We start from the raw sequence: 23,648 nt of genomic DNA on the forward strand, positions 1-23,648 counted from the left end.
ATAGCGTCCGCCCATCTCCCGACAAGAGTAGACCCAATGGCGTTCGCATTATTTCGGAAGCGCCGGCCGGACATGGCCGCACCAGCGGCAGCCGCGCAGGCCGCGCAGCCGGCGGCAGCGCCCGCTCCGGCCGTCGAGGTCGATTCGGCCCGGGAAATCCTGGAACTGCTGGAACTCGAGCTCGGCGCCATGATCCGCCAGCTTGAGCGCGCCGCCAATTCGGTGGCGGGCGGCGCCGAGGCCACCGCGGCGACACTTGCCGACATCCGTCAGCGCACCGACGCACTGACCGGGCGGACCAATGCCGCCCAGTCGAACGCCTCGGGCTTTGCCCATGCCGCCGACAAGTTCACCCAGTCCGCGCAAGGCATCGGCGCGCAGGTCCGCGAGGCCGGCAAGCTCGCCGACGAGGCCAGCGCCGCCGCGCAGGAGGCGCGCGCCAATGTCGACCGCCTGCGTGAATCCTCCGCCGCGATCGGCAATGTCGTCAATCTGATCGCGCAGATCGCGCGGCAGACCACCCTGCTCGCGCTCAACTCCACCATCGAGGCCGCGCGCGCCGGCGCCGCCGGCAAAGGCTTTGCGGTCGTCGCCACCGAGGTCAAGGCGCTTGCGGTACAGACCCAGGGCGCCACCGAGGAGATCTCCAAAAAGATCGACGCGCTCCAGCGCGACGCCGCCGGCTCCGCGGACGCGGTGCACCGGATCTCGCAGGCGATCGAGGCGATCCGCCCGGTGTTCGACACCGTCAATGGCGCGGTTGCCGAGCAGAACGCCACCACCAGCGAGGTCTCCGGCAACGCGGCCAGCGCGTCGCAGTTCATCATCTCGGTCGGCGAAAGCGCGGCCGAGATCGACGCCGCCACCAAGGCAGCCGAGACCCATGGCGAGAACGTCGCCAGCGCCGGCAAGGCCGTGACGACCTTCGCCCGGAAGCTGAAATCGCGCTGCGCAGTGTTGCTCCGTCAGAGCGAGCACGACGATCGCCGCAAGACCGAGCGGCTGCCCTGCCACCTCAAATTCGAGAGCGCGCGCGGCGTGCTGCCGGTCTATGAGATCGCGATGGACGGTGTCTTGATCGGTGGTGCGGAAGCAAGCCGGCTCGCGCCGCAGGCGATCATCGACGGCACCCTCGAGGACGTCGGGACCTGCCGGCTGCGCGTGGTCGAGCAGTCCAAGGCCGGCGCCCGCACCCAATTCGTCAACCCCAATGCCGCGCAGCGCGAGAAGGTCGAAGACAAGCTCTGGTCGATCCACGAGGAGAACACCGAGTTCGTCACCCGCGCGATGGAGGCCGGCACCGCGCTGACCCGGATTTTCGAGCAAGCGGTCGCACGCGGCGAGGTCAAGATCGATGATCTCTTCGACACCGACTACGCCGAGGTCGCCGGCACCAATCCGCAGCAATACCGCACAAAATACCTGGACTGGGCCGACCGCGCGCTGCCGCCGTTCCAGGAAGCTTTTCTCGCCAAGGAACCGCGCATGGCGTTCTGCGCCATGGTCGACCGCAACGGCTTCCTGCCGGTCCACAACAAGATCTATTCGCATCCGCAGCGGCCGGGCGATGCCGCCTGGAACACGGCCAATTGCCGCAACCGCCGCATCTTCAACGATCCGGCGGGGCTGGCTGCCGCGCACAATTTGCGTTCGTACCTGATCCAGAGCTATGCGCGCGACATGGGCAACGGCAACACGGTGATGATGCGCGAGATCGACGTCCCGATCCGCGTGCAGGGCCGGCACTGGGGCGGGTTCAGGACGGCTTACAAGCTGTAGTGCACGCTCAGGCAAGACGCCGGGCGCGAATCATCCTTTAACGTCGAAGTTGGAATGGGAATGCCGCGGAGGGCCGGCGAACGGCTCCGATTGGAGAAAGCCCGTAAATGTCCCTCGCCCAACTTGCAGTCATGGACACTGGATCCAGCCGGACGCTCGCCGAGCGGCTGATCGATCAGCTCGCCGACCGCATCGGCGGCCTCGGTGTCGAGCTTGCCGACATCGCCGGGAACGTCCAGGAGGTCGCCAACCGCGTCGCCAACCAGTCGGAGCGGTTCCATCACCTCCAGAAGACGGCTGAGACCATGGTCTCGGCCAACCACGACATCGCCAACGCATCACAGGCGGTGCAATCGACCGCATCGGCGGCGGTCGGCGAGATCGCGCAGTCGCGCGGTGCGGTCGACACCGCGGTCAGCCATATCTCCGAGCTCGTTGCTGCCGTGGAGCGGATCGAGGCGCGGCTGAGCGCCGTCGGCTCGGCGCTGGCGCAGGTCGCAAAAGTCTCCGGCTCGATCGAGGCGATCGCCAAGCAGACCAATCTGCTTGCGTTGAACGCGACGATCGAGGCCGCGCGGGCCGGCAATGCCGGACGCGGGTTTGCGGTGGTCGCAAGCGAGGTCAAGAACCTCGCGGAGGCCACCCGGCAGGCCACGCACCAGATCGCCGACACCGTGCGCGATCTCGACGGCCAGATCGAAGGCCTGATCGGCGAGAGCAGCGATGCGTCCCGGCGCGCCAAGACCGCGGGCGAAGGCGCCCAGCAGATCTCCGGCATCATCTCGCGCGTCCAGCAGGGCTTCGCCTCCGTGGAAGCCGAGATCGACAGCGTCACGCGTGCGGCGACCTCCAATCTCGGCCACTGCGACACCGTCATCAACGAGCTCAACGAGCTCGCCAAGGGCGTCGACCTGTCCTCGCGCGATCTCAGGAGCGCCGATCAGCGGGTGACAAAGCTGCTCGACACCTCCGAAGGCCTGATCGCGCTGATCGCCGACAGTGGCGTGGAGACATCCGATGCGCCGCTGATCCGCGCCGTCGTCGACACCGCCAAACGCATCTCGGCCGAGTTCGAGGCCGCGATCGATCGCGGCGAGATCACGCTCGACCAGCTCATGGACGAGAGCTACCGGGAGATCGCCGGCACCGACCCCAAGCAGTATCTCACCAAATACGTCGAGTTCACCGATCGCGTGCTGCCTGCGATCCAGGACCCGATCCAGAAGTCCGATCCCCGCATCGTGTTCTGCGTCGCCTGGGCGAGGAGCGGCTATCTGCCGACGCACAATCCGAACTACCGGCTGCCGCAGGGCAAGGACCCGGTCTGGAACAACGCCAATTGCCGCAACCGCCGCCTGTTCACCGATCGCGCCGTGAAGAAGGTCGCGGCCAACACAAAACCCTTCCTGCTGCAGACCTATCGCCGCGACATGGGCGGCGGGCAGTTCGTGCTGATGAAGGACCTGTCCTCGCCGATCATGGTCCGCGGCAAGCACTGGGGCGCGTTCCGCATGGGGTTTCGTCAGGGCTGAATCAAAAACCTCGAAAACAACCCCATGCACAGTAGCGGGGCTGCGCGGAATCAATGGCTTAGCGGGATGAAATGAGGCTTGGCTGCTTGCCAAGGAGAAGGTGCGCGACCTCTCCCGCTTGCGGGGGACGTTGAGCAAATTCCGAATGTCCCAGTTGACCCGTCGGGCAAAACAGGAGCACGATGCCATCATCGGGCACGTCGGCTTTTGCGCCATTGGAACTGATTCCTTCAGACGCGCACCGTGCCCGCCCTCACCCGACTTTCACAATCGCACGACTTTCGTCTTGGCATGGTTTTGCGCATTCGCACGCTGATGCGCGGAGGTCGACACCGCATAGGATGCAAAAGCGTCAGAAAATGACGCTTATCATATCAATTAGCCCAAAAGCGCCGCAGCGATCGCCGCACAAATTCGTGAACGTCATGGCCTGATGCTCGAGCCACGCAAATATGCATCGCCAGAAATTTCGACGCTTCATCGTTTCACATCGGTATGATTATTGTCGCGCACGAGTTCGCCAACTAGATCGCCGTAAGCAATCTGGCGAAGAAGGGAATGCATATGGCAACTGTTCTCACCATCAACGGCGAAACGAAATCGTTCGACGCGCCACCCGAAATGCCGCTGCTGTGGGTGCTGCGCGACATTCTCGGCGTGACCGGCACCAAATTCGGCTGCGGCATCGCGCAATGCGGCGCCTGTACCGTGCATGTCGACGGCAAGGCGGTGCGCTCCTGCGTGCTGCCGGTCAGCGCGGTCGCGAATCGCGCCGTCACCACCATCGAACATGTCGGCGGCACGCCGTCAGGCGCGAAGGTGCAGAAGGCCTGGCTCGATGCCGAGGTTATTCAGTGCGGCTATTGCCAGTCCGGCCAGATCATGTCGGCTGCGGCCCTTCTGGCGGCAACGCCCAATCCCGACGATGCCGACATCGATGCGGCAATGGCCGGCAACATCTGCCGCTGCGGCACCTATGTGCGCATCCGCGAGGCCATCAAGCAGGCCGCCAACGGCCGTCAGTCGTGAGGTCCGCCATGATCACAGACAAGACCCTTCCTGACGTCTCCCGCCGCGCGCTTCTGACCGGCGGTCTCGCCGCCGGCGTCCTTCTCGCCTTCCATCTGCCGCTGCGCGCCGCCGCGAACGAGCCGGTGCAGAAGGATGCGACCGACGGCAAGTTCGCGCCCAACGCCTTCATCCGCATCGACGAGACCGGCCGCACCGTGCTGATGATGCCGCAGGTCGAGATGGGCCAGGGCGTCTATACCTCGATTGCGATGATCCTGGCTGAGGAGCTCGATGCCGACTGGGCCAAGGTCGAGGTCCAGCACGCGCCGCCCAACGACAAGCTCTACGCCAATCCCGTGTTCGGCTTGCAGGCAACCGGTGGCTCGACCTCGATCCGCGCCTGGTGGAAACCGCTGCGCGCCGCCGGCGCCAGCGCGCGGGCCATGCTGGTGCAGGCCGCAGCGGCGCAATGGCAGGTCGATCCTGCCAGCTGCACGGCGTCGAAAGGCGAGGTCGTGCACGCCGCGAGCAGCCGCAAGATCGGTTATGGCGAACTGGCATTGGCCGCACAGGGCCAAACGCCGCCGAAGGACGTTGCGGTCAAGGACCCCAAGGACTTCGTCATCATCGGGCAGCCGCTGAAGCGGCTCGACACGCCGGACAAGGTCAACGGCAAGGTCGTCTACGGCATCGATGCGATCCTGCCGAACATGAAGATCGCGGTGATCGCCAATTGTCCGGTGTTCGGCGGCAAGGTCGGCAAGGTCGACGACACTGGGGCGATGAAAGTCGCCGGCGTGCGCAAGATCGTGGTGCTCGAGGATACGGTCGCGGTGATCGGCGACCACACATGGGCCGCCAAAAAAGGTCTCGAAGCGCTCAAGATCGAATGGAACGAGGGACCGAACGCAAAAATCAGCACCAAGGACATCTGGCAGGACCTGCGCGCCGCCAGCGAGAAGGACGGCGCGATCGCAAAATCAGTCGGCGACATCGCCAAGGGGCTGGCGAGCGGCGACAGATTCGAGGCGAACTTCGAATTGCCGTTCCTGGCGCATGCCTCGATGGAGCCGATCAACGCCACTGTCCACGTCCGACCGGACGCCTGCGAGATCTGGACCGGCACGCAGATCATGACGCGCGTGCAGGCGGAGGCGGCGAAGGCCGCCGGCGTTCCCGTCGACAAGGTGATCGTCAACCAGCATCTGCTCGGCGGCGGCTTCGGCCGAAAGCTCGAGCCGGACATGGTGGTTGCGGCAGTGAAGATCGCAAAGCAGGTCGATTATCCCGTCAAGGTGATCTGGACCCGCGAGGAGGACATCCAGCACGACGTCTACCGCCCGGTCTATCGCGACCAGGTCACCGCGACACTGGTCGATGGCAAGGTGTCGGCCTGGAAATACAAGATCGCCGGCTCGGCGGTGATTGCACGCTGGCTGCCGCCGGCGTTCCAGAAAGGCATCGATATCGACGCGGTCGATGCCGCGGCGGACATGCCCTACGACTTTCCCAACTTCCAGGTCGAATATGTCCGCGCCGAACCGCCTGCTGTGCCGACCGGCTTCTGGCGCGGCGTCGGCCCGAACAACAACGTGTTCGCGTTCGAATGCGCGATGGACGAACTGGCGCGCAAGGCCGGCAAGGACCCGGTCGAGTTTCGCCGCGCCCATCTGACAAAGAACCCGCGCGCGCTGGCTGTGCTGAATCTGGTCGCGGAAAAATCCGGCTGGGGTGAGAGGCTGCCGCCACGCGTCGGCCGCGGCGTCTGCGTGCAGCCGTCGTTTGCCAGCTACCTCGCGACCGTGGTGGAAGCCGAGATCGACGACATCGGCGAGATCATTGTCCGCCGCGTCACGTCAGTGGTCGACACCGGCATCGCCGTGAATCCCGATACGGTGAAGGCGCAGATCGAGGGCGGGCTGATCTTCGGCCTCACCGCCGCGCTCTACGGCGAGATCACCATCGAGAAGGGGCGCGTGCAGCAATCGAACTTCCACGACTACCGCATGATGCGCATCAACGAGACGCCGAAGATCGAGGTCATCGTGGTCAAGAGCGGCGAGGCGCCCGGCGGCATCGGCGAAGCCGGCGTCAATGCCGGACCGCCGGCGCTGTGCAACGCAATTTACGCCGCAACCGGCGTGGCGCTGCGGCGCCTGCCGATCGATCGGAAACTGCTGGCTGCCGGGAGGAAGGCATGAGCCGGACAATGCGTATCCTTGCGAGCCTCGTCGTGATCGCCATCGTCGCGGTGGCGCTCGGCGTCTTCATCATCCGCGGACCCGGTCCGCTCGATTTCGCCGGCGGCACCAAGGTGGCGCTCGCGGATTACCGCGCCGGCAAGCCGACGGGCGTGCCGGCCAAGCTCGAAAAAGCGGGCCTAGTCGAGCGCGGCGAATATCTGGCGAAGGCGGCCGACTGCATGGTCTGCCACACCAGTCCCGGCGGGACGGAATATTCCGGCGGGCTCGGCTTCAAGCTGCCGTTCGGCACGCTCTACTCGACCAACATCACGCCGGACAAGGACACCGGCATCGGCAATTACAGCGACCAGGACTTCCTCGACGCGGTCCAGCGCGGCAAGCGGCATGACGGCGCCCGGCTCTATCCGGCGATGCCCTACACGTCCTACACGTTCATGACCGACGAGGACGTGCTGGCGGTGAAGGCCTATCTGTTCAGCCTGCCGGCGGTACGCGCCAAGCCGCCTGAGAACACGCTGTCGTTCCCGTTCAACCAGCGCTGGGCGATGATGTTCTGGTCGGCCGTGTTCAACCCGGACACCCGCTTTGCGCCGGATACCTCGAAGAGCCCGGAGTGGAATCGTGGTGCGTATCTGGCGGAAGCACTGGCGCATTGCGGCGAGTGCCACACGCCGCGCAATCTCGGCTTTGCGCTGGACAACCGCAAGAAGTTCGCGGGCGCGATCACCGCCGGCTGGCACGCCTTCAACATCTCCTCCGACAAGGCCACCGGCCTCGGCAACTGGCGTGACGAGGATCTGATCTCGTATCTGTCGCTCGGCCACGCGCCGGGCCATGGCGCGGCCTCGGGTCCGATGGGCGAAGCGGTCGACCACAGTTTTAGCCAGTTCGCGCCGGAGGACATCCGCTCCATCGTTGCTTACTTGCGCAGCGTGCCGCCGGTGCCCTCGCCCGATCTTCCCGCCACCACGGCGCCGGTCGCACCCACTTCTCACAAGGACGGCGTGACGGCAGACGCGCGCGGCAAGAAGGTGTTCGCCAGCGCCTGCGCCAGCTGCCATGGCTGGAGCGGCGAGAGCCCGGTGTCGCCGATGGCGACGCTGACCGGCACCTGGGCCGTCAACGACCCCGCCGCCACCAACGTCGCGCAGATCGTGCTGTCAGGCACCAGGCGCCACACCCCGGATGGTGCGCTGTCGATGCCGGCGTTCGGCAATGCGTATAGCGACGACGAGATCGCGGCGGTGGCGAACTACGTCACGGCGCGGTTCGGGACGAAGGGCTCGAAGCTGACGGCGAAGGATGTGGCGGAGTTAAGGGAGCAGACGGCGGAGTAGGTGTCGTCCCGCCTGACGTTGCACCCTCTCCCCTTGTGGGATGGATAGGTGGCTTCGCGAAGCGAAGCCGGGCGAGGGGTTCTCTCCGCGAGTCCAACTCATACTTGAATTCGCGGAGCAACCCCTCATCACGCGAGGTGATGCGTTCATTGTTAACGTCGGTCGCCTGCAGCGCAAGTACCTCAATGGCCCCCGTGATCTGAGTGGCGTCGGCGAGAAGAAATTCTTCTCGTCGGGATCGGCTTCGCGACGGGGCTATGTGGCTGATGTCGAAGATCGAGTCCGTGCTGTTCGTCGCCATCGTCGCGATCATGGGGGGGTTGGCGGTGGCGGAATGAGCCTAATTTACACATCGAGAGTAAATCAAAACCAGCCGCGCTGGCAGTCCTTACCGGTTGAGCCATTGCAAGGGTATGGGTTCTTTCAATTTTCTATGCGCGTTCACCACAAATATCTTGGCGCACTCCTCTTGGAATCGTGCGATGGCCGGAGCCAAATCAACTGCGCCCACCGAAACGGTACCCGACGGGGTGCTGTACGAGAACCGCGTTCTGGCGGCTTTCAGCATCGCCCAAAGACGAGTGTTTTGGTCGTTGAACTCCGGATTCAAAACAACGATCCCGGTGGCCAAGGTGTCGCTCTGATCGGCCACCAGCAGCTTAAAATCAGAAGGCGGTCCGTCGTCGGCCCAAGCTGTGAAGTGAAAATAAAAAGCCTTTACGTCGGGGTTCCAGACGACAGCGGAATGGTCGATTATTTTCACCAACGTCATATAGGTCATCGTGCCGTCGCTACAGCCCGCGCCGATGTTTCCAGAATCAGACGAAAGTGAAATCAATTCTCCGGACCTGACAACAGCCCAACTGCTGAAACGGCTCAGAATCTGAGGGGCCTGTCCCATTGAAGCAGTGCCGGTTAAGCAAGCTATGGACGTAAGCGTTATTAGCAGAGTGCTGAGTGTGGTCATCGTCGGAATCCTGCGGCAACCCAACGCACGACACGGGCAACGCCCCACGCGGCAAACCACAGCAGCCCCAGTGGAATGAGGATAAAGCCCCAAGCGCCGGCACCCAATTTCCAGGCTCCCGCGGCGATCATGGCACCGAGCATCTCCGGCATGCCGACGAGACCCCGGACCAATGTCGCCGAACATTTCGCTTCCTCTGCCCGGTACCGATCCATGTCGAGCTAACTTGAACTGCTAGATCCGTAGAGGTGATACGCGGCGTCACTGCACAGGCTGAACAGCCTCTCTGCGGGTTTATTGTTCTCGGCTATTAACAGAAACGGCGCGACAAGCGCCCACACAACGACAGCAACTACAAACAGTCTGTTCCAGCCGTTCATGTCTGCACGGCCAACGCCAGTATCGGCCCCGTCACAACAGCTTCCTTTGGGCGGGCGCTATCGGCTTCCTAATCAACAGCGGTGGCGCTCCGATTATCCCAGATTTTTTGAGCAGCCCGTCGTCGAATGTCTCTAGCGCCTGAACCTTCGCTTCGAGCGCGGTCGCAACGTGGATGGCGTCTTTAGGCCTTACTCCGTGATCCCAAACCAATTCTTGAGCGCTCTCGGACACGACCCTCGTGACGTTGCGAAGCCGCATCGATGATCGGCGAAAGAACTTGCGAACAATATCGGCCCTGTCCTTTGGAATCGGAGGTGCGTTTCGCATCCAAAGCACTTCCGCGATTGTGAGCGTGGACGTGACGATAAGCACTTCCCCTGCATCGGCGCGCTGTAGCGTGCCCTCACATAGCTCCGCCTTGCCCGATTCCGACTGGAGCCATCCGAGAAAGGCGTCACTGTCCCAATAGATCAATTCAACTGGCAAATTAATTACGGAGAATGCCTCTCACGTCCCCTGCTGTTGGTAGTTCACTGTCATCGGGCAGGCTGACAACGCTTACGGCCTCGATGCTGATCGGCATTCCGTTCTTCCGGTAGTGGATCACGCCGGACACCTCGACGCGCTTCCGGAATTTGTCAAAAACGTCGGCGAGCAGGTTCTCGGGAAAAAAGCAGCGGACCTTTTGCTTCAACATTGCATCGCGGATTTGAAATTGAAGAGAGCCGCTGCTGCCTTCAGTGATCGTTTCCAAGCGGCCTTCAATTGTCCCGTAATCATTGTAGTCCGCCCGAAAATCTTCGCGGATGATCCTCGCAATGCTCGGGTCTAAATCGACCGGCTTTTTGTGGACCCAAAGACGCACCGGAATCCGATGACCGCGCGCGCCTTCGGATATCTCCGCCAATGTCTTCAAGTGCTTTACTGCCGCTTCCGGCAAACCGGACTCGTCAATGTCGCCTTCGGCAATGCGCCTGATGCCCTTCTCAGCACGCGCGAGGACGGCGTTCACCACTTCAATCGGCGTGGCTGGCATCGGATCAACGCCGAGCAACGTGCTGCCCTCACGAACGCGCACAACCCATCGCGCGGGCTCTCCCTCCGGAGCAAAGTTCGCGCTCAATTCCTGTATGTATCCGAAGAACGCGCGGGCAGCCGTCATGAAGCGCTCGGGAGATAGATCGGCACCTATCTCCAGCGTGAGTTCACTCGGTATCTGGTCGGCAGTGGCCATGACCCATCAACCATCCGCGTTCGCGTCCCAATGCAAAGTACGCGCATTATCCATCGCTGGCGTCAATCATACGTTACGCCGTTCGTTGTAGTCTGTGTCAGAATGGCCTAGCGTCCGACTGTCGTTGCTACGGCTTGGCGCTGCGCACAGGAACCCCCTGCAAGGGACGCTGGACGACGCAAGATTAGATTTCCACCGTTATCTCAATGGGTTACACAGAACCCCCAGGGAGAAGGTGCACCGACAATGCCGCACGAGAAATCAGCTCAACCAGAACTTCGGCGTCGCCGGCTCCAGCCGGCCGCCCGCACGCACCGGGGCGATCCGCAGCGCCAGGCCAGTCGCGTCATCGGTCTCCACCGCGACGCCGCTGAGCGTCGCGACGCCCGCGGCCGGCTCGAACCGGCCTGACGGAATCCCCGACGTGAACCGGCGCAGCGGCTCTTCCTTCTGCATGCCGATGATGGAATCGTAATCGCCGGTCATGCCGGCGTCGGTCATGTAGGCGGTGCCGCCTGATAGAATCTGGTGGTCGGCGGTCGGCACATGGGTGTGGGTGCCGACGACGAGGCTGGCGCGGCCGTCGCAGAAGAAGCCGATGCCCTGCTTCTCGCTGCTCGCCTCGCAATGGAAGTCGACCACGATGGCATCGGCGGCAACGCCGAGCGGACAGGCGCCGAGCTCGCGCTCGAGCGCTGCAAAGGGATCGTCGAACGGCGTCATGAAGACGCGACCAAGCGCGTTGACGACGAGCGCATGCCTGCCGTTCTTGGTCTCGACCAGGGCGGCGCCGCGGCCGGGCGTGCCGCGCGGATAGTTCGCCGGCCGCACCAGTCGCTCGGCGCGCTCGATGAAGACGAGCGCCTCGCGCTGGTCCCAGGAGTGATTGCCGAGCGTCACCGCATCGGCACCGGCATCGAGAAATTCCTGATAGATCGCTTCCGTGATGCCGAAGCCTCCCGCCGAATTCTCGCCGTTGACGACGACGAAATCGAGCGACCAGTCCTTGATCATGCCGGGCAGATATTCGGCGATGGCGTTGCGGCCGCTACGGCCGACGACATCACCCACGAACAGAATGCGCAACTTCAGAACTCCGGAAATCGAAAACGTCCGATTCCGTTAGCACATAATCCAGCGCCACGTCGTGGGCTAGTGCCGGAACCGCCTTGATCTCCTGCGCTGCAAAAGCGAGCCCGATGCCGACGATCTGCTTGGTCTTGCGGAGGTGCGCGAAGGTGTGGTCGTAGTGCCCCGCGCCATAGCCGATGCGATGGCCGAGACGGTCGAAGGCGGCGAGTGGCGTCAGCATGATGTCGGGGATGACTTCGGCGGCCGCCGGCGACGGCTCGGGAATGCCGAGCGGGCCGAGCATCAGGCGGTCGTTCGGATGGAAGATGCGGAAGACCAGCGACTGGCCGCGCGCCGTGACGCAGGGCAGCGCGAGCCTGGCGCCCTCTTCAGTGAGCTTCTTCAGCAGCGGCATCGGATCGATCTCGCTGCGGATCGGCGAGTAGCCGGAGACGATGCTGCCGGGCAGCAGCTTGAACGGCAGCCCGCGCTCGGCAAGCTTGGCGGCGGCTGCGATGCGCTTCTTCTCACTCAGAGCATCACGCGCCGCGAGGGCTTTGGCACGGAGCTCGGATTTGGTGTTGGTCATGTGCTTCGGTCCCCACGTCATCACCCGCCTTGTGCGCCCTTGCGCACTGGGGCGGGTGATCCAGTATTCCAGAGCCGGTGGTGATTCACACAAAGGCAGCGGCGTACTGGATGCCCCGGTCAAGCCGGGGCATGACACCTACTGAATTGGCCGCAGTCGTTTCGACAAGCACAAACCAGGCAAACACAAAAGTGCGAAGCCGCAAACGCCGTTGAAGCACTCGATCCCGGAGTTCCCTACGAAAGTAGGTGGGCACCATATGTCCGGGCCCACGGGCCCGGCCAGGGACAGTTCCCTAAAGGATCGATAAGGCCCCGGGGATATATGGCTCCGGACGCGCGTCGCAGCCTCGCCTGCGCAATGTAACAACGATACTGACGAATCACCAGAGCGATCGCACGTGCCACGCGCCGGCTCCTCGCCATGAGGGTCTAGGATCTGACCGCGAGGCAGGACCTCATCCCGAGGAGCCTGCCGTAGCGGGCGTCTCGAAGAATGGCCACAAGGGGAAACGCCAAAATCAACCGATCGCGATGCCGTTGCCGACGGTGCGGTTCAGGACCTGGGTCGACTTCTCGATGCGCTCGGCGGCAGAGTTCAGCGCGTTGACCACGGCGGTCTGGGTCATCCGGGCACGCTCGACGGCGGCGTTGCGGAAATCCCGCAGTTCGGTCAGCTCCTGCTCCATGGTGCGGATGCGGTTGCCGGCGTCGACCAACTCGTCGCAGACGGTCAGCGCCGCCATCACGGTGAGCCTGGCATCGCCGATCTCGCCGAATTTTCCGCGCAGCGACTGAATCCGCGTCTCCAGGCCTTCGGCAAGCTTCAACAGCCGCACCTCCTGGCCCTCCTCGCAGGCCATGCGGTATTGCCGGGCGTTGATGGTGACGTTGATGTGGCTCATCCGTCCTCTCCGGTATCAAGTACCGAACGTATCGTGACGATTGCGGACTCCAGCCGATCGGAGATCTCGCGATTGGTGCGCTCGAGCTTGCGCGCCTTCACCAGTGCACCGTCGAGCTCGTCGGCAAGCCGCGAACGATCGGCGCCTAGCGCCTGGATTCGCGTCGCAAGCTCATTCTCGTCGCGGTCAGCATCGCGCCTTCGCTCGACCGCGCTTTCAAGCGCGTCGAGCGCCGCCGTGAGCCTGCGGGTCGCGATCTCGATCTCGACGGCGGAGGACTCCGTCATGGCAGCGCTGTTGGATACGCGATCGTTCATGCAGTCAGCGGCGGAACCTGTGGGCTTGACCCGTGGCCTTTACCTGGGAGCTTGCCGTCCGGCAAAAGACTCGGTTCGGCAAGCGGTTAGAAGCAGAAATTTACGTGGCAAGCTAGCCAAGCGCAACGCCGCCGCGAAACTATGCACTGCTAAGCAACTTTTACGGCCAAACCGGCGTTTGACTGCCTTGGCCTGCCGGAACCGAGATGCTATCCCAGCCGCGCCCCCAGCGGCCGAAAGGCTCTTTCCGGCGCGGCGAATTCTGCCACAAGCGCCTCATTTCAGACGGATTTCAGACATGACGCAGGTCGATCCCAACCGTATGGCCAACGCGATCCGCGGCCTCTCGATGGATGCCGTCGAGAAGGCAAAGTCGGGTCATCCGGGCCTACCGATGGGCGCCGCCGACATGGCCACGGTGCTGTTCACGCAGTTCCTCAAATACGATGCTACCGCAATCGACTGGCCGGACCGCGACCGCTTCGTGCTCTCCGCCGGTCACGGCTCGATGCTGCTCTATTCGCTGCTGCACCTGACCGGCAACGCCGACATGACGCTGGACCAGCTCAAGCAATTCCGCCAGCTCGGCGGATTGACGCCGGGTCACCCCGAGAACTTCCACACCAAGGGCATCGAGACCACCACCGGCCCGCTCGGCCAGGGCATCTCGACCGCGGTCGGCATGGCGCTCGCCGAGAAGATGCTCGCCGCCGAGTTCGGCAAGAAGATCGTCGACCACCACACCTACGTGCTCGCCTCCGACGGCGACCTGATGGAAGGCGTCTCGCAGGAAGCGATCGCGATGGCCGGGCACTGGAAGCTCGGCAAGCTGATCGTGCTCTACGACGACAACGGCATCTCGATCGACGGCCCGACCTCGATCTCCGATTCGGTCGACCAGGTGAAGCGCTTCAAGGCGTGCGGCTGGGCCGCCGAGAAAATCGACGGCCATGACCAGGCCGCGATCGCTGCCGCGATCACCCGTGCGCAAAAATCCAACAAGCCGACACTGATCGCCTGCCGCACCACCATCGGCTTCGGCGCGCCGCACAAGGCCGGCACCGCCAAGGCGCATGGCGAGGCGCTCGGCGCCGACGAGCTCAAGGCCGCCAAGGAAAATCTCGGCATCTCGCTCGAGCCGTTCTCGGTGCCGGATGACGTGCTGAAGGCCTGGCGCGCAGCCGGCTCGCGCGGCGCTGCGGCACGACAGGAATGGGAGGGACGGCTCGGCGAGCTCGGCAGCCGCAAGCGCGCCGAGTTCGAGCGCCGCGTGCGCCACGAGCGTCCGGCTTCGCTGGCGAAGGCCGTGCGCACGTACAAGAAGGAGCTGCTGGAGAAGCCGATGACCGCGGCCACCCGCAAGTCGTCGGAAGCCGTGATCGAGGTGATTGCCGGCGCGATGCCGATGGAATTCCTCGCGGGCTCCGCCGACCTCACCGGCTCCAACAACAACAAGGCGAAGTCGGCAACCGCCTTCTCCGCCAAGACGCCGAAAGGCCGCTTCATCCATTACGGCATCCGCGAGCACGGCATGTGTGCCGCGATGAACGGCATCTTCCTGCACGGCGGCTTCGCACCGAACGGTGCGACCTTCCTCGTGTTCACCGACTATGCGCGTCCGGCGATGCGCCTGGCGGCGCTGATGGGCACCGGTGTGGTCTATGTGATGACGCACGATTCCATTGGCCTTGGCGAGGACGGCCCGACCCATCAGCCGGTCGAGCATCTCGCCGCGCTTCGCGCCATCCCGAACATGCGCGTGTTCCGCCCCTGCGATTCCGTCGAGGTCGCCGAGTGCTGGGAGCTGGCGCTGAATCGTATCGACGGCCCGACGGTGCTGGCGCTGACGCGGCAGAACCTGCCGCAGCTCCGCACCACCGCACCGAACGAGAATCCCTGCGCCCAGGGCGCCTACGAGCTGGTGGCCGCGCAAGGGGAAGCCAAGGCGACGCTGTTCGCATCCGGCTCCGAGGTCGAGATCGCGGTGGCCGCCCAGAAGCAGCTCGCCGAGCGCGGCATCCCGTCGCGGGTGGTCTCGGTGCCCTCGCTCGAGCTGTTGTTAGCGCAACCAGAGGCCAAGCGTGCCGCCATCATCGGCAACGCGCCGGTGAAGGTCGCGATCGAGGCCGCCGTGCGCTGGGGCTGGGATGCCGTGATCGGCCAGGATGGCGAATTTATCGGCATGCATTCCTTCGGCGCGAGCGCGCCGGCCAAGGATCTTTACAAGCATTTCGGCATTACCGCCGAGGCCGCGGTTAACGCCGTGCTGAAGCGCGTATCCTGAGAGTTGAGCTTGCCAAAAAAAAGGACTACGTAATCTCTCATATGATCAAGCACCGCCCGGCTGAACCGGGCGTCCGCCCCTAAAAACCCTCGCAGGCGCGTATAGCGCGTTGTGCGGGAAGACTAGGCGTTATCGAGCCCGTCATTGAACGGTCATAAGGAGATGAAACATGGCAGTCCGCGTCGGAATTAACGGTTTTGGCCGCATCGGCCGCAACATCCTGCGGGCTATCGCCGAGTCCGGCCGCAAGGACATCGAGGTCGTCGGCATCAACGACCTCGGCCCGGTCGAGACCAACGCCCACCTCCTCCGCTTCGACAGCGTCCATGGCCGCTTCCCCGGCACCGTCACCGTCGACGGCGACTCGATCAGCCTCGGCAACGGCAAGATCAAGGTGACCGCCGAGCGCGATCCCTCGAAGCTGCCCTGGAAAGATCTCGGCGTCGACATCGCGATGGAATGCACCGGCATCTTCACCGCGAAGGACAAGGCATCCGCGCATCTGACCGCCGGCGCCAAGCGCGTGCTGATCTCCGCGCCTGCCGACGGCGCCGACGCCACCATCGTCTACGGCGTCAACCACGACACGCTGACCAAGGACCACATGGTGGTCTCGAACGGCTCGTGCACCACCAACTGCCTCGCGCCGGTCGCCAAGGTGCTGAACGATCTCGTCGGCATCGAGACCGGCTTCATGACCACGATCCACGCCTATACCGGCGACCAGCCGACGCTGGACACGCTGCACAAGGATCTCTATCGCGGCCGTGCGGCTGCGATGTCGATGATCCCGACCTCGACCGGTGCCGCCAAGGCGATCGGCCTCGTGCTGCCCGAGCTGAAGGGCAAGCTCGACGGCGTCTCGATCCGCGTGCCGTCGCCGAACGTCTCGGTGATCGACCTCAAGATCGTCGCCAAGCGCGCCGCCGATCCGAAGGAAATCAACGAGGCGATGAAGCGCGCCTCCGAGCAGCAGCTCAAGGGCATCCTCGGCTACACCAACGCGCCGAATGTCTCGATCGACTTCAATCACGATCCGCACTCGGCGACCTTCCACATGGACCAGACCAAGGTGCAGAACGGCACCCTGGTGCGCGTGATGGCCTGGTACGACAACGAGTGGGGCTTCTCGAACCGCATGGCGGACACCGCCGTCGCGTTCGCGAAGGTGATCTAAGCGTTTACTCTCGTGTCCCGGACGCGGTGCAGCGCGCTTGCGCTGCTCCGCAGAGCCGGGACCCATTCAACTGCGGGACTCGCTGCAATGTGGGTCCCGGTTCTGCACAGCAGCGCTTCGCGCCGCTAGTTGCGCCCGGGACAAGAGCGCCCGGGACAAGAGAGAGTATCCGATGGCGAACAAATTCCGCACCCTCGACGACGTCGACGTGAAGGGCAAGCGCGTGCTGCTGCGCGTCGATCTCAACGTGCCCATGGACAATGGCCGCGTCAGTGACGCGACCCGGCTCGAGCGCGTCGCGCCGACCATCACCGAAATCTCGGACAAGGGCGGCAAGGTCATCCTGCTCGCGCATTTCGGCCGGCCGAAGGGCCGCGATGCCAAGGACTCACTGAGGCCGGTCGCCGAAGCGCTGTCGAAGGTCGTGAAGAAGCCCGTCGCCTTCGCTGACGATTGCATCGGCGAGCCCGCGGCCAAGGCCGTGGCGACGTTGCAGGATGGCGACATCCTCTGTCTGGAAAACACCCGCTTCCACAAAGAGGAAGAGAAGAACGATCCGGCCTTCGTCGCGGAGCTGGCAAAGCTCGGCGACATCTGGGTCAGCGACGCGTTCTCGGCGGCGCACCGCGCCCACGCCTCGACCGAAGGTCTCGGCCACAAGCTGCCGGCCTATGCCGGCCGCACCATGCAGGCCGAGCTCGACGCGCTGGAGAAGGCGCTGGGTTCGCCGACCAAGCCTGTCATCGCGATCATCGGCGGCGCAAAGGTCTCGACCAAGATCGACCTGCTCGAGAATCTCGTGGGCAAGGTCGACGCGCTCGTGATCGGCGGCGGCATGGCCAACACCTTCCTGCACGCCCAGGGCGTCGGCATCGGCAAGTCGCTGGCCGAGAAGGATCTCGCTGCCACTGCGTTGCGCATCGTGGAGAAGGCCTCGGCCGCCAACTGCGCCATCATCCTCCCGGTCGATGCCACCGTGGCCTATCATTTCGCCGCCAACGCGCCGTCGCACGCCTATGGGCTCGATGCGATCCCGGCCGACGGCATGATCCTCGACGTCGGCCCGCAATCGATCGCACGCATCCACGCCGCCATCGACGACGCCGCCACGCTGGTCTGGAACGGACCGCTTGGCGCGTTCGAGATGCAGCCGTTCGACCGTGGCACGATGGCAGCCGCCAAGCACGCCGCCGCGCGCACCAAGGCCAAGAAGCTGATCTCGATCGCGGGTGGCGGCGACACGGTCGCGGCCCTCAACCAGGCCCATGTGGCCGGTGATTTCACCTATGTCTCGACCGCCGGTGGCGCATTTCTTGAATGGATGGAGGGCAAGCCCCTGCCCGGCGTCGAAGTCCTTCGCATCAAGTAATCAGACGGCAAGAAACCGGCAAGAAACAAGCGGCCCTGAGGCCCGAACGGAGAAAAAGACAGATGGCTCGGATCACGTTGCGTCAATTGCTCGACCATGCGGCGGAACACGATTACGGCGTCCCGGCCTTCAACATCAACAACATGGAGCAGGCGCTGGCGATCATGGACGCGGCCAACCAGGTCGACGCGCCCGTCATCATCCAGGCCTCGCGCGGCGCGCGCTCCTACGCCAACGACGTCATGCTCAAGCACATGATGGACGCGGTCACCGAGATCTACCCGCACATTCCGGTCTGCGTGCATCTCGACCACGGCAACGAGGCCGCGACCTGCATGACCGCGATCCAGGCCGGCTTCACCTCGGTGATGATGGACGGCTCGCTCAAGGCCGACGGCAAGACCCCCGGCGACTGGACCTACAATGTCGGCGTCACCAAGACCGTGACCGACATGGCCCATCTCGGCGGCATCTCGGTCGAGGGCGAGCTCGGCGTGCTCGGCTCGCTCGAAACCGGCATGGGCGACAAGGAAGACGGCCACGGCGCCGAAGGCAAGCTGAGCCACGACCAGCTCCTGACCAATCCGGACGAGGCCGTGAAGTTCGTCCAGGAGACCAAGGTCGACGCGCTCGCGATCGCAATGGGGACGTCTCACGGTGCTTACAAATTTACCCGCAAGCCGGACGGCGACATCCTCGCCATGAACGTGATCGAGGAGATCCATCGCAAGCTGCCCAACACGCATCTCGTGATGCACGGCTCCTCGTCGGTGCCGCAGGACCTCCAGGACATCATCAACGCCCATGGCGGCAAGATGAAGCCGACCTGGGGCGTGCCGGTTACCGAGATTCAGCGCGGCATCAAGCACGGCGTGCGCAAGATCAACATCGACACCGACAACCGCATGGCCATGACCGGCCAGATCCGGAAAGTGCTCAAGGATAATCCGGAAGAGTTCGATCCGCGCAAGTATCTGAAGCCGGCGATGGAAGCCATGACCAAGCTGTGCAAGCAGCGGCTCCAGGAGTTCAACACCGCCGGCCAAGCCTCCAAGTTCAAGAAGATCCTGACCCCCGCCGACATGGCCAAGCGCTACGCCAAGGGCGAGCTCGACCCCAAGGTGGCGTAAGGGCCGCGCGAGGGCGTGAAGCCCCGGCACGCTCTATCGTCTCCCTCGCCCCGCCCTTCGCGGGGAGAGGGCGGGGTGAGGGGCTGCTTCCGCAAAGGCGGTGACAGACGGACTCGCGGAGGCCCCCCCTCACCCGGTCGCTTCGCGACCGACCTCTCCCCGCAAGCGGGGCGAGGTGAACCGTCGCCAGCCGCTCATTTGCGGCCCAGCTCTCCCCCCTTTACCCTGCGACGAACGTTAACTCGGCAATTGCCCGAGAACCGTCTATTTTCACAGGCAAGGGCAGAATCGTTTTGGGAGGACCTCTCGATGAATCTGACTGAGCTCAACGGAATCGCGACCGCCATGGTCGCACCCGGCAAGGGCATCCTTGCCGCCGACGAATCCTCCGGCACCATCAAGAAGCGCTTCGACGCGATCGGCGTGGAATCGACCGAAGCCAACCGCCGCGACTACCGCGAGATGCTGTTCCGCTCGAGAGAGGCCATGAGCCAGTACATCTCGGGCGTGATCCTCTATGACGAGACGATCTGGCAGGCGGCAGGTGACGGCACGCCACTGGTCAAGCTGATCGAGAGTAGCGGCGCCATTCCCGGCATCAAGGTCGACGAGGGCACGCAAGCCCTGCCGATGTGCCCGGGCGAAACAGTCACCGTCGGGCTGGACAAGCTTGCCGAGCGGCTGAAGAAATATTACGAGCGCGGCGCCCGCTTCGCCAAATGGCGCGCGGTGATCGATATCGGCAGCGGTATTCCCTCGATGACCGCGATCAGCGTCAATGCCCATGCGCTGGCGCGCTATGCCGCGCTGTGCCAGGCCGCGCAGATCGTGCCGATCGTCGAGCCGGAGGTGCTGATGGATGGTGATCACGACATCGACCGCTGCTATGAGGTCACGAGCCGCGTGCTCAACGAGACGTTCCAGGAATTGCGCGTGCAGCGCGTCGCGCTCGAAGGCATGGTATTGAAGCCGAACATGGCGATCTCGGGCAAAAAATGCGCGCAGCAGGCCTCCGTCGAGGAGGTCGCGGAGAAGACAATCCGGCTGCTGAAGGCCTGCGTGCCGGCGGCGGTGCCCGGCATCGCCTTCCTCTCCGGCGGCCAATCGGACGAAGAGGCGACTTCGCACCTCAACGCCATGCACAAGCTTGGCAGGCTACCCTGGGGCCTGACCTTCTCCTACGGCCGCGCGCTGCAGGCCGCGCCGCAGAAGGCCTGGTCGGGCAAGGCCGAGAACGTCGCGGCCGGACAAAATGCATTCAGTCATCGTGCACGCATGAATGGCCTCGCCTCCAAAGGCGAATGGCAAAGCAGCCTGGAAAAGAAGGCAGCCTAGATCTTGTCGAACAAATCGCCTCCGCCGCGCCCGGCGCCGCGTCTTTATCTCGCGACGCCTGTTGTCGACGATCCCGCCGCGCTCCTCGCCGAGTTGCCGGCGCTGCTCGCAGCCGTCGATGTCGCGGCCGTGCTGGTGCGGCTGAAGGAGACCGACCAGCGCACCATGATCTCGCGGATCAAGGCTTTGGCGCCGATGGTGCAGAACGCCGGCGCGGCCCTGCTCGTCGACGGCCATCCCGAGATCGTCGCACGCGGCGGCGCCGATGGCGCGCATCTCGCAGGCATCGCCGCGCTGGAAGAGGCGATGCCCTCGCTCAAGCCCGATCGCATCGCCGGTGTCGGCGGGCTCGAGACGCGGCACGAGTCGATGAACGCGGGCGAGATGGGTGCTGATTACGTGCTGTTCGGCGAGCCCGATGCGAAGGGCCAGCGCCCGTCGTCCCAGGCGATCGCCGAACGGCTGGACTGGTGGGCCGAGTTGTTCGAGCCGCCCTGCGTCGGCTTTGCGATGTCGTTCGAGGAAGCCCACGACTTCGCCGCCAGCGGCGCCGATTTCGTGCTGGTCGGCGATCTCGTCTGGGCGGATTCGCGCGGGCCGAAGGCCGCGCTGATCGAGGCCGATGCCGCGATCAAGAGGGCCTTCACGGCTGTTGCCGCGGGCCAGGGCTAGCGCCCCGCCATGACACTCCCGCGCATCACGCTTCTCACCACGCTGCTGCTGGCGGCGCCTGCGGCCGCGCAGCTCCAGATCACGCCGCCGGCGACGATTCCGAGCCCTGCGCCGGAAAAGCAGAAGCCCAAGGAAACGGCAAAGGAAACGGCAAAGGAAAAGCCAAAGGTCGCGCCGCACACGATCACCAGGAAGAAGGAGGCCGCACCGGCGCCAAAGCCGTCGGCCTCGCCGAGCCCGACGCTGCCGGCAACCGTGATCCCCGCGCCGCCGACCGACAATTCCAACGTCGACCTGGTGTTCGGCGCCTATCAGCGCGGCCAGTACAAGACCGCCTTCGACCTCGCCAGCGCGCGCGCCAAGACCGGCGATGCCAAGGCCATGACCATGCTGGGCGAGCTCTATTCCAACGCCATGGGCATCAGGCGCGACTACGCCAAGGCGATCGAATGGTACAAGCGCGCCTCCGACGCCGGCGACCGCGAGGCGATGTTTGCGCTCGCCATGCTGCGCATCGCCGGCCGCGGCAGCCCCGTCGACAAGGGCGAGGCGGTCAAGCTGATGGCCTCCGCTGCCAAGCTCGGCGAGCCCAGAGCGGCCTATAACCTTGCCCTGCTTTATCTGGACGGCCAGACCCTGCCGCAGGACGTCAACCGCTCCGCCGAGCTGTTGCGCCAGGCGGCCGATGCCGGGCTGCCCGAGGCGCAATACGCCCTCGCGACCTTCTACAAGGAAGGCACCGGCGTGCCGAAGGACCCCGATCGGTCGGTGCGGCTGCTGCAGGCAGCCTCGCTGGCCGACAATGTCGATGCCGAGGTTGAATATGCCATCGCCATGTTCAACGGCGCCGGCACGCCGAAGAACCAGCCCGCAGCCGTGGCGTTGCTGCGCAAGGCCTCCCGCCAGGGCAGCGCGATCGCGCAGAACCGCCTCGCCTGGGTCCTGATCAACGGCATGGGCACATCCGTGGACAAGGTCGAGGGGTTCAAATGGCATCTGGTGGCCAAAACCTCCGGCAAAGGCGACCCGGAACTCGACAAGCAGCTGGCCGATCTGCCCGCCGACGACCGCGCCAAGGCGGAGGCCGCCGCCAAAAAATGGCTCGGAAACAAATGACCTGGCGCCAAATGCCCTGCAAATGACCTGAACGACTTGACGTTTGGCCCCTCGCGGGGCACCCAATCCCCTCAAATGGCGCGGTTCTGCGCCCCTTCCCCCCGATCAAGACCAGAGCTCATGCTGTATTCCGCCACTATCAATGTCATGGTCAAAGCCGCGCGCCGCGCCGGCCGCAGCCTCAAGCGCGATCTCGGCGAGATCGAGCATTTGCAAGTCTCGCTGAAGGGGCCGGCCAATTTCGTCTCGCTCGCCGACAAGCGCGCCGAAGAAATCCTCTACCAGGACCTCGCCAAGGCGCGGCCGGGTTACGGCTTCATCGGCGAGGAAGGCGGCACCCGCGAGGGCTCCGACAAGAGCCACACCTGGATCGTCGACCCGCTCGACGGCACCACCAACTTCCTGCACGGCATCCCGCAATTCGCGATCTCGATCGGTCTGGTGCGCGAGGGCACCATCATCGCAGGCGTGATCTACAACCCCGCCAATGACGAGCTCTATATCGCCGAGCGCGGCAAGGGCGTCTTCCTCAACGACCAGCGCCTGCGCGTCGCCGGCCGCCGCCAGCTCAACGAATGCGTGGTGGCCTGCGGCCTGCCCCATATCGGCCGCGGCGACCACGAGGAATTCCGCCGCGAGATGACCGCGATCCAGGACCGCGTCGCCGGCCTGCGCCGCTTCGGCGCCGCCTCCCTCGACCTCGCCTTCGTCGCCGCCGGCCGCCTCGACGGCTACTGGGAACGCAATCTGCAATCCTGGGACATCGCCGCCGGCATGCTGATGGTGCGCGAAGCGGGCGGAACGGTGAGCGATATCAACACGCCGGGCGATGCGCTCGTCACGGGCGACGTCGTGTGCGGGAACGAGTTCGTGCACGGCGAGCTGGTGAAGATTTTGAGGAAGGCAGCGTAGGCCGAGGCCACACCTTACACACTGCGGTCATCGTCCGCGAAGGCGGACGATCCAGTACTCACCGGCATGCGCGGCGATTAGACTCATGAGGCGTCTTGAGCGCGCCACGTAGCGCTGCTCAAACCAGCTCATCAATGCGGTCCGCGACGCTGACGAATGTTGGCCGGTCATCCGATCCTGGGGGATGGTTGAAGGCCACGACCCGGCCAATGCTATCGTAGCATCCGCATTACTAGAGCGTTAGCCGATCAGGTTGCAAGTACCCTGCGGCCACGAAGTAGTTTGTGGATTCTGCGGGCGTGTAGGTGTCGACGATGCGACCAATAG

At 64.4% G+C, this 23,648-nt stretch carries 20 protein-coding genes and 1 other RNA gene; 13 read left to right on the forward strand and 8 right to left on the reverse strand.

Annotated elements, in window-relative coordinates:
• The first annotated feature begins 36 nt into the window (after positions 1-36).
• The 5 genes from ABID59_RS22455 (at position 37) to ABID59_RS22475 (ending at position 7,863) form a co-directional block, all read left to right on the forward strand.
• Entirely contained in the window at positions 37-1,779 is a 1,743-nt protein-coding gene (locus tag ABID59_RS22455) for a methyl-accepting chemotaxis protein (protein ID WP_354084782.1), read from the forward strand.
• Positions 1,780-1,886: 107 nt separating this feature from the next.
• Positions 1,887-3,311 carry a methyl-accepting chemotaxis protein gene (locus tag ABID59_RS22460; RefSeq protein WP_354084783.1) on the forward strand — a complete coding sequence of 475 codons (1,425 nt, stop codon included), beginning with the start codon at positions 1,887-1,889 and terminating at the stop codon, positions 3,309-3,311.
• 564 nt (positions 3,312-3,875) lie between these two features.
• Positions 3,876-4,340, forward strand: coding sequence for a (2Fe-2S)-binding protein (locus ABID59_RS22465; RefSeq protein WP_354084784.1), 465 nt, complete (start codon positions 3,876-3,878; stop codon positions 4,338-4,340).
• A gap of 8 nt (positions 4,341-4,348) precedes the next feature.
• Positions 4,349-6,523 carry a xanthine dehydrogenase family protein molybdopterin-binding subunit gene (locus ABID59_RS22470; RefSeq protein WP_354084785.1) on the forward strand — a complete coding sequence of 725 codons (2,175 nt, stop codon included), beginning with the start codon at positions 4,349-4,351 and terminating at the stop codon, positions 6,521-6,523.
• Positions 6,520-7,863 carry a c-type cytochrome gene (locus ABID59_RS22475; RefSeq protein WP_354084786.1) on the forward strand — a complete coding sequence of 448 codons (1,344 nt, stop codon included), beginning with the start codon at positions 6,520-6,522 and terminating at the stop codon, positions 7,861-7,863. Before ABID59_RS22470 ends, ABID59_RS22475 begins: the two co-directional genes overlap by 4 nt.
• A 388-nt stretch (positions 7,864-8,251) precedes the next feature.
• Here the strand turns inward: ABID59_RS22475 and ABID59_RS22480 are convergent, their stop codons facing one another.
• The 8 genes from ABID59_RS22480 to ABID59_RS22515 all read right to left on the reverse strand — a co-directional run bounded on the left by ABID59_RS22480 (position 8,252) and on the right by ABID59_RS22515 (position 13,326).
• The gene (locus ABID59_RS22480; RefSeq protein WP_354084787.1) at positions 8,252-8,830 is read right to left on the reverse strand and encodes a hypothetical protein; all 579 of its coding nucleotides are present in this window, start codon (positions 8,828-8,830) and stop codon (positions 8,252-8,254) included.
• Between the two features lie 411 nt (positions 8,831-9,241).
• Positions 9,242-9,697, reverse strand: a complete 456-nt coding sequence (locus tag ABID59_RS22485) for a type II toxin-antitoxin system VapC family toxin (RefSeq protein ID WP_354084788.1) — start codon at positions 9,695-9,697, stop codon at positions 9,242-9,244.
• Between the two features lies 1 nt (position 9,698).
• On the reverse strand, positions 9,699-10,445 hold the full coding sequence (locus ABID59_RS22490; RefSeq protein WP_354084789.1) for an OB-fold nucleic acid binding domain-containing protein: 747 nt from the start codon (positions 10,443-10,445) through the stop codon (positions 9,699-9,701).
• A 261-nt stretch (positions 10,446-10,706) separates the two neighbouring features.
• The gene (locus ABID59_RS22495; protein WP_354084790.1) at positions 10,707-11,531 is read right to left on the reverse strand and encodes a TIGR00282 family metallophosphoesterase; all 825 of its coding nucleotides are present in this window, start codon (positions 11,529-11,531) and stop codon (positions 10,707-10,709) included.
• The gene (locus ABID59_RS22500; protein ID WP_354084791.1) at positions 11,509-12,105 is read right to left on the reverse strand and encodes a 5-formyltetrahydrofolate cyclo-ligase; all 597 of its coding nucleotides are present in this window, start codon (positions 12,103-12,105) and stop codon (positions 11,509-11,511) included. Before ABID59_RS22500 ends, ABID59_RS22495 begins: the two co-directional genes overlap by 23 nt.
• A 192-nt stretch (positions 12,106-12,297) precedes the next feature.
• A non-coding RNA gene (gene ssrS / locus ABID59_RS22505) (6S RNA) lies at positions 12,298-12,458 on the reverse strand.
• A 167-nt stretch (positions 12,459-12,625) separates the two neighbouring features.
• Positions 12,626-13,009: a cell division protein ZapA gene (locus ABID59_RS22510; RefSeq protein WP_148756420.1), complete on the reverse strand. Its 384-nt coding sequence runs from the start codon at positions 13,007-13,009 to the stop codon at positions 12,626-12,628.
• Positions 13,006-13,326, reverse strand: coding sequence for a DUF4164 domain-containing protein (locus ABID59_RS22515; protein ID WP_187435489.1), 321 nt, complete (start codon positions 13,324-13,326; stop codon positions 13,006-13,008). The genes ABID59_RS22510 and ABID59_RS22515 overlap by 4 nt, the downstream gene beginning before the upstream one ends.
• Positions 13,327-13,615: 289 nt before the next feature.
• Here ABID59_RS22515 and tkt point away from each other — a divergent pair, with 289 nt between their 5' ends.
• From tkt to ABID59_RS22555, 8 genes are all read left to right on the forward strand, one after another.
• Positions 13,616-15,610 carry a transketolase gene (gene tkt / locus ABID59_RS22520; protein ID WP_354084820.1) on the forward strand — a complete coding sequence of 665 codons (1,995 nt, stop codon included), beginning with the start codon at positions 13,616-13,618 and terminating at the stop codon, positions 15,608-15,610.
• A 169-nt stretch (positions 15,611-15,779) separates the two neighbouring features.
• A complete protein-coding gene (gap, locus tag ABID59_RS22525; RefSeq protein WP_354084792.1) occupies positions 15,780-16,787 on the forward strand; it encodes a type I glyceraldehyde-3-phosphate dehydrogenase in 1,008 nt (335 codons plus the stop codon).
• Between the two features lie 172 nt (positions 16,788-16,959).
• Positions 16,960-18,156: a phosphoglycerate kinase gene (locus ABID59_RS22530; protein ID WP_354084793.1), complete on the forward strand. Its 1,197-nt coding sequence runs from the start codon at positions 16,960-16,962 to the stop codon at positions 18,154-18,156.
• A gap of 62 nt (positions 18,157-18,218) precedes the next feature.
• Positions 18,219-19,286: a class II fructose-bisphosphate aldolase gene (gene fba, locus ABID59_RS22535; protein WP_354084794.1), complete on the forward strand. Its 1,068-nt coding sequence runs from the start codon at positions 18,219-18,221 to the stop codon at positions 19,284-19,286.
• Between the two features lie 309 nt (positions 19,287-19,595).
• Positions 19,596-20,621, forward strand: coding sequence for a class I fructose-bisphosphate aldolase (locus ABID59_RS22540; RefSeq protein WP_354084795.1), 1,026 nt, complete (start codon positions 19,596-19,598; stop codon positions 20,619-20,621).
• A gap of 3 nt (positions 20,622-20,624) precedes the next feature.
• On the forward strand, positions 20,625-21,293 hold the full coding sequence (locus tag ABID59_RS22545) for a thiamine phosphate synthase (RefSeq protein ID WP_354032367.1): 669 nt from the start codon (positions 20,625-20,627) through the stop codon (positions 21,291-21,293).
• Between the two features lie 9 nt (positions 21,294-21,302).
• Positions 21,303-22,409, forward strand: coding sequence for a tetratricopeptide repeat protein (locus tag ABID59_RS22550; protein ID WP_354084796.1), 1,107 nt, complete (start codon positions 21,303-21,305; stop codon positions 22,407-22,409).
• Positions 22,410-22,529: 120 nt separating this feature from the next.
• Positions 22,530-23,321, forward strand: a complete 792-nt coding sequence (locus tag ABID59_RS22555; protein WP_148756412.1) for an inositol monophosphatase family protein — start codon at positions 22,530-22,532, stop codon at positions 23,319-23,321.
• Positions 23,322-23,648 lie beyond the last annotated feature (327 nt).

Source organism: Bradyrhizobium sp. S3.3.6 (assembly GCF_040546905.1).
Classification (GTDB): domain Bacteria; phylum Pseudomonadota; class Alphaproteobacteria; order Rhizobiales; family Xanthobacteraceae; genus Bradyrhizobium; species Bradyrhizobium cytisi.

Excerpts from the sequence above, each read along its gene's own strand:
- ABID59_RS22480 (WP_354084787.1), bottom strand. The coding sequence starts at position 8,830 with ATGACCACACTCAGCACTCTGCTAATAACGCTTACGTCCATAGCTTGC.
- ABID59_RS22510 (WP_148756420.1), bottom strand. The coding sequence starts at position 13,009 with ATGAGCCACATCAACGTCACCATCAACGCCCGGCAATACCGCATGGCC.
- ABID59_RS22540 (WP_354084795.1), top strand. The coding sequence starts at position 19,596 with ATGAATCTGACTGAGCTCAACGGAATCGCGACCGCCATGGTCGCACCC.
- ABID59_RS22465 (WP_354084784.1), top strand. The coding sequence starts at position 3,876 with ATGGCAACTGTTCTCACCATCAACGGCGAAACGAAATCGTTCGACGCG.
- ABID59_RS22550 (WP_354084796.1), top strand. The coding sequence starts at position 21,303 with ATGACACTCCCGCGCATCACGCTTCTCACCACGCTGCTGCTGGCGGCG.
- ABID59_RS22515 (WP_187435489.1), bottom strand. The coding sequence starts at position 13,326 with ATGAACGATCGCGTATCCAACAGCGCTGCCATGACGGAGTCCTCCGCC.
- ABID59_RS22475 (WP_354084786.1), top strand. The coding sequence starts at position 6,520 with ATGAGCCGGACAATGCGTATCCTTGCGAGCCTCGTCGTGATCGCCATC.
- ABID59_RS22555 (WP_148756412.1), top strand. The coding sequence starts at position 22,530 with ATGCTGTATTCCGCCACTATCAATGTCATGGTCAAAGCCGCGCGCCGC.
- ABID59_RS22460 (WP_354084783.1), top strand. The coding sequence starts at position 1,887 with ATGTCCCTCGCCCAACTTGCAGTCATGGACACTGGATCCAGCCGGACG.
- gap (WP_354084792.1), top strand. The coding sequence starts at position 15,780 with ATGGCAGTCCGCGTCGGAATTAACGGTTTTGGCCGCATCGGCCGCAAC.
- ABID59_RS22530 (WP_354084793.1), top strand. The coding sequence starts at position 16,960 with ATGGCGAACAAATTCCGCACCCTCGACGACGTCGACGTGAAGGGCAAG.
- ABID59_RS22470 (WP_354084785.1), top strand. The coding sequence starts at position 4,349 with ATGATCACAGACAAGACCCTTCCTGACGTCTCCCGCCGCGCGCTTCTG.
- ABID59_RS22500 (WP_354084791.1), bottom strand. The coding sequence starts at position 12,105 with ATGACCAACACCAAATCCGAGCTCCGTGCCAAAGCCCTCGCGGCGCGT.
- ABID59_RS22455 (WP_354084782.1), top strand. The coding sequence starts at position 37 with ATGGCGTTCGCATTATTTCGGAAGCGCCGGCCGGACATGGCCGCACCA.
- ABID59_RS22490 (WP_354084789.1), bottom strand. The coding sequence starts at position 10,445 with ATGGCCACTGCCGACCAGATACCGAGTGAACTCACGCTGGAGATAGGT.
- fba (WP_354084794.1), top strand. The coding sequence starts at position 18,219 with ATGGCTCGGATCACGTTGCGTCAATTGCTCGACCATGCGGCGGAACAC.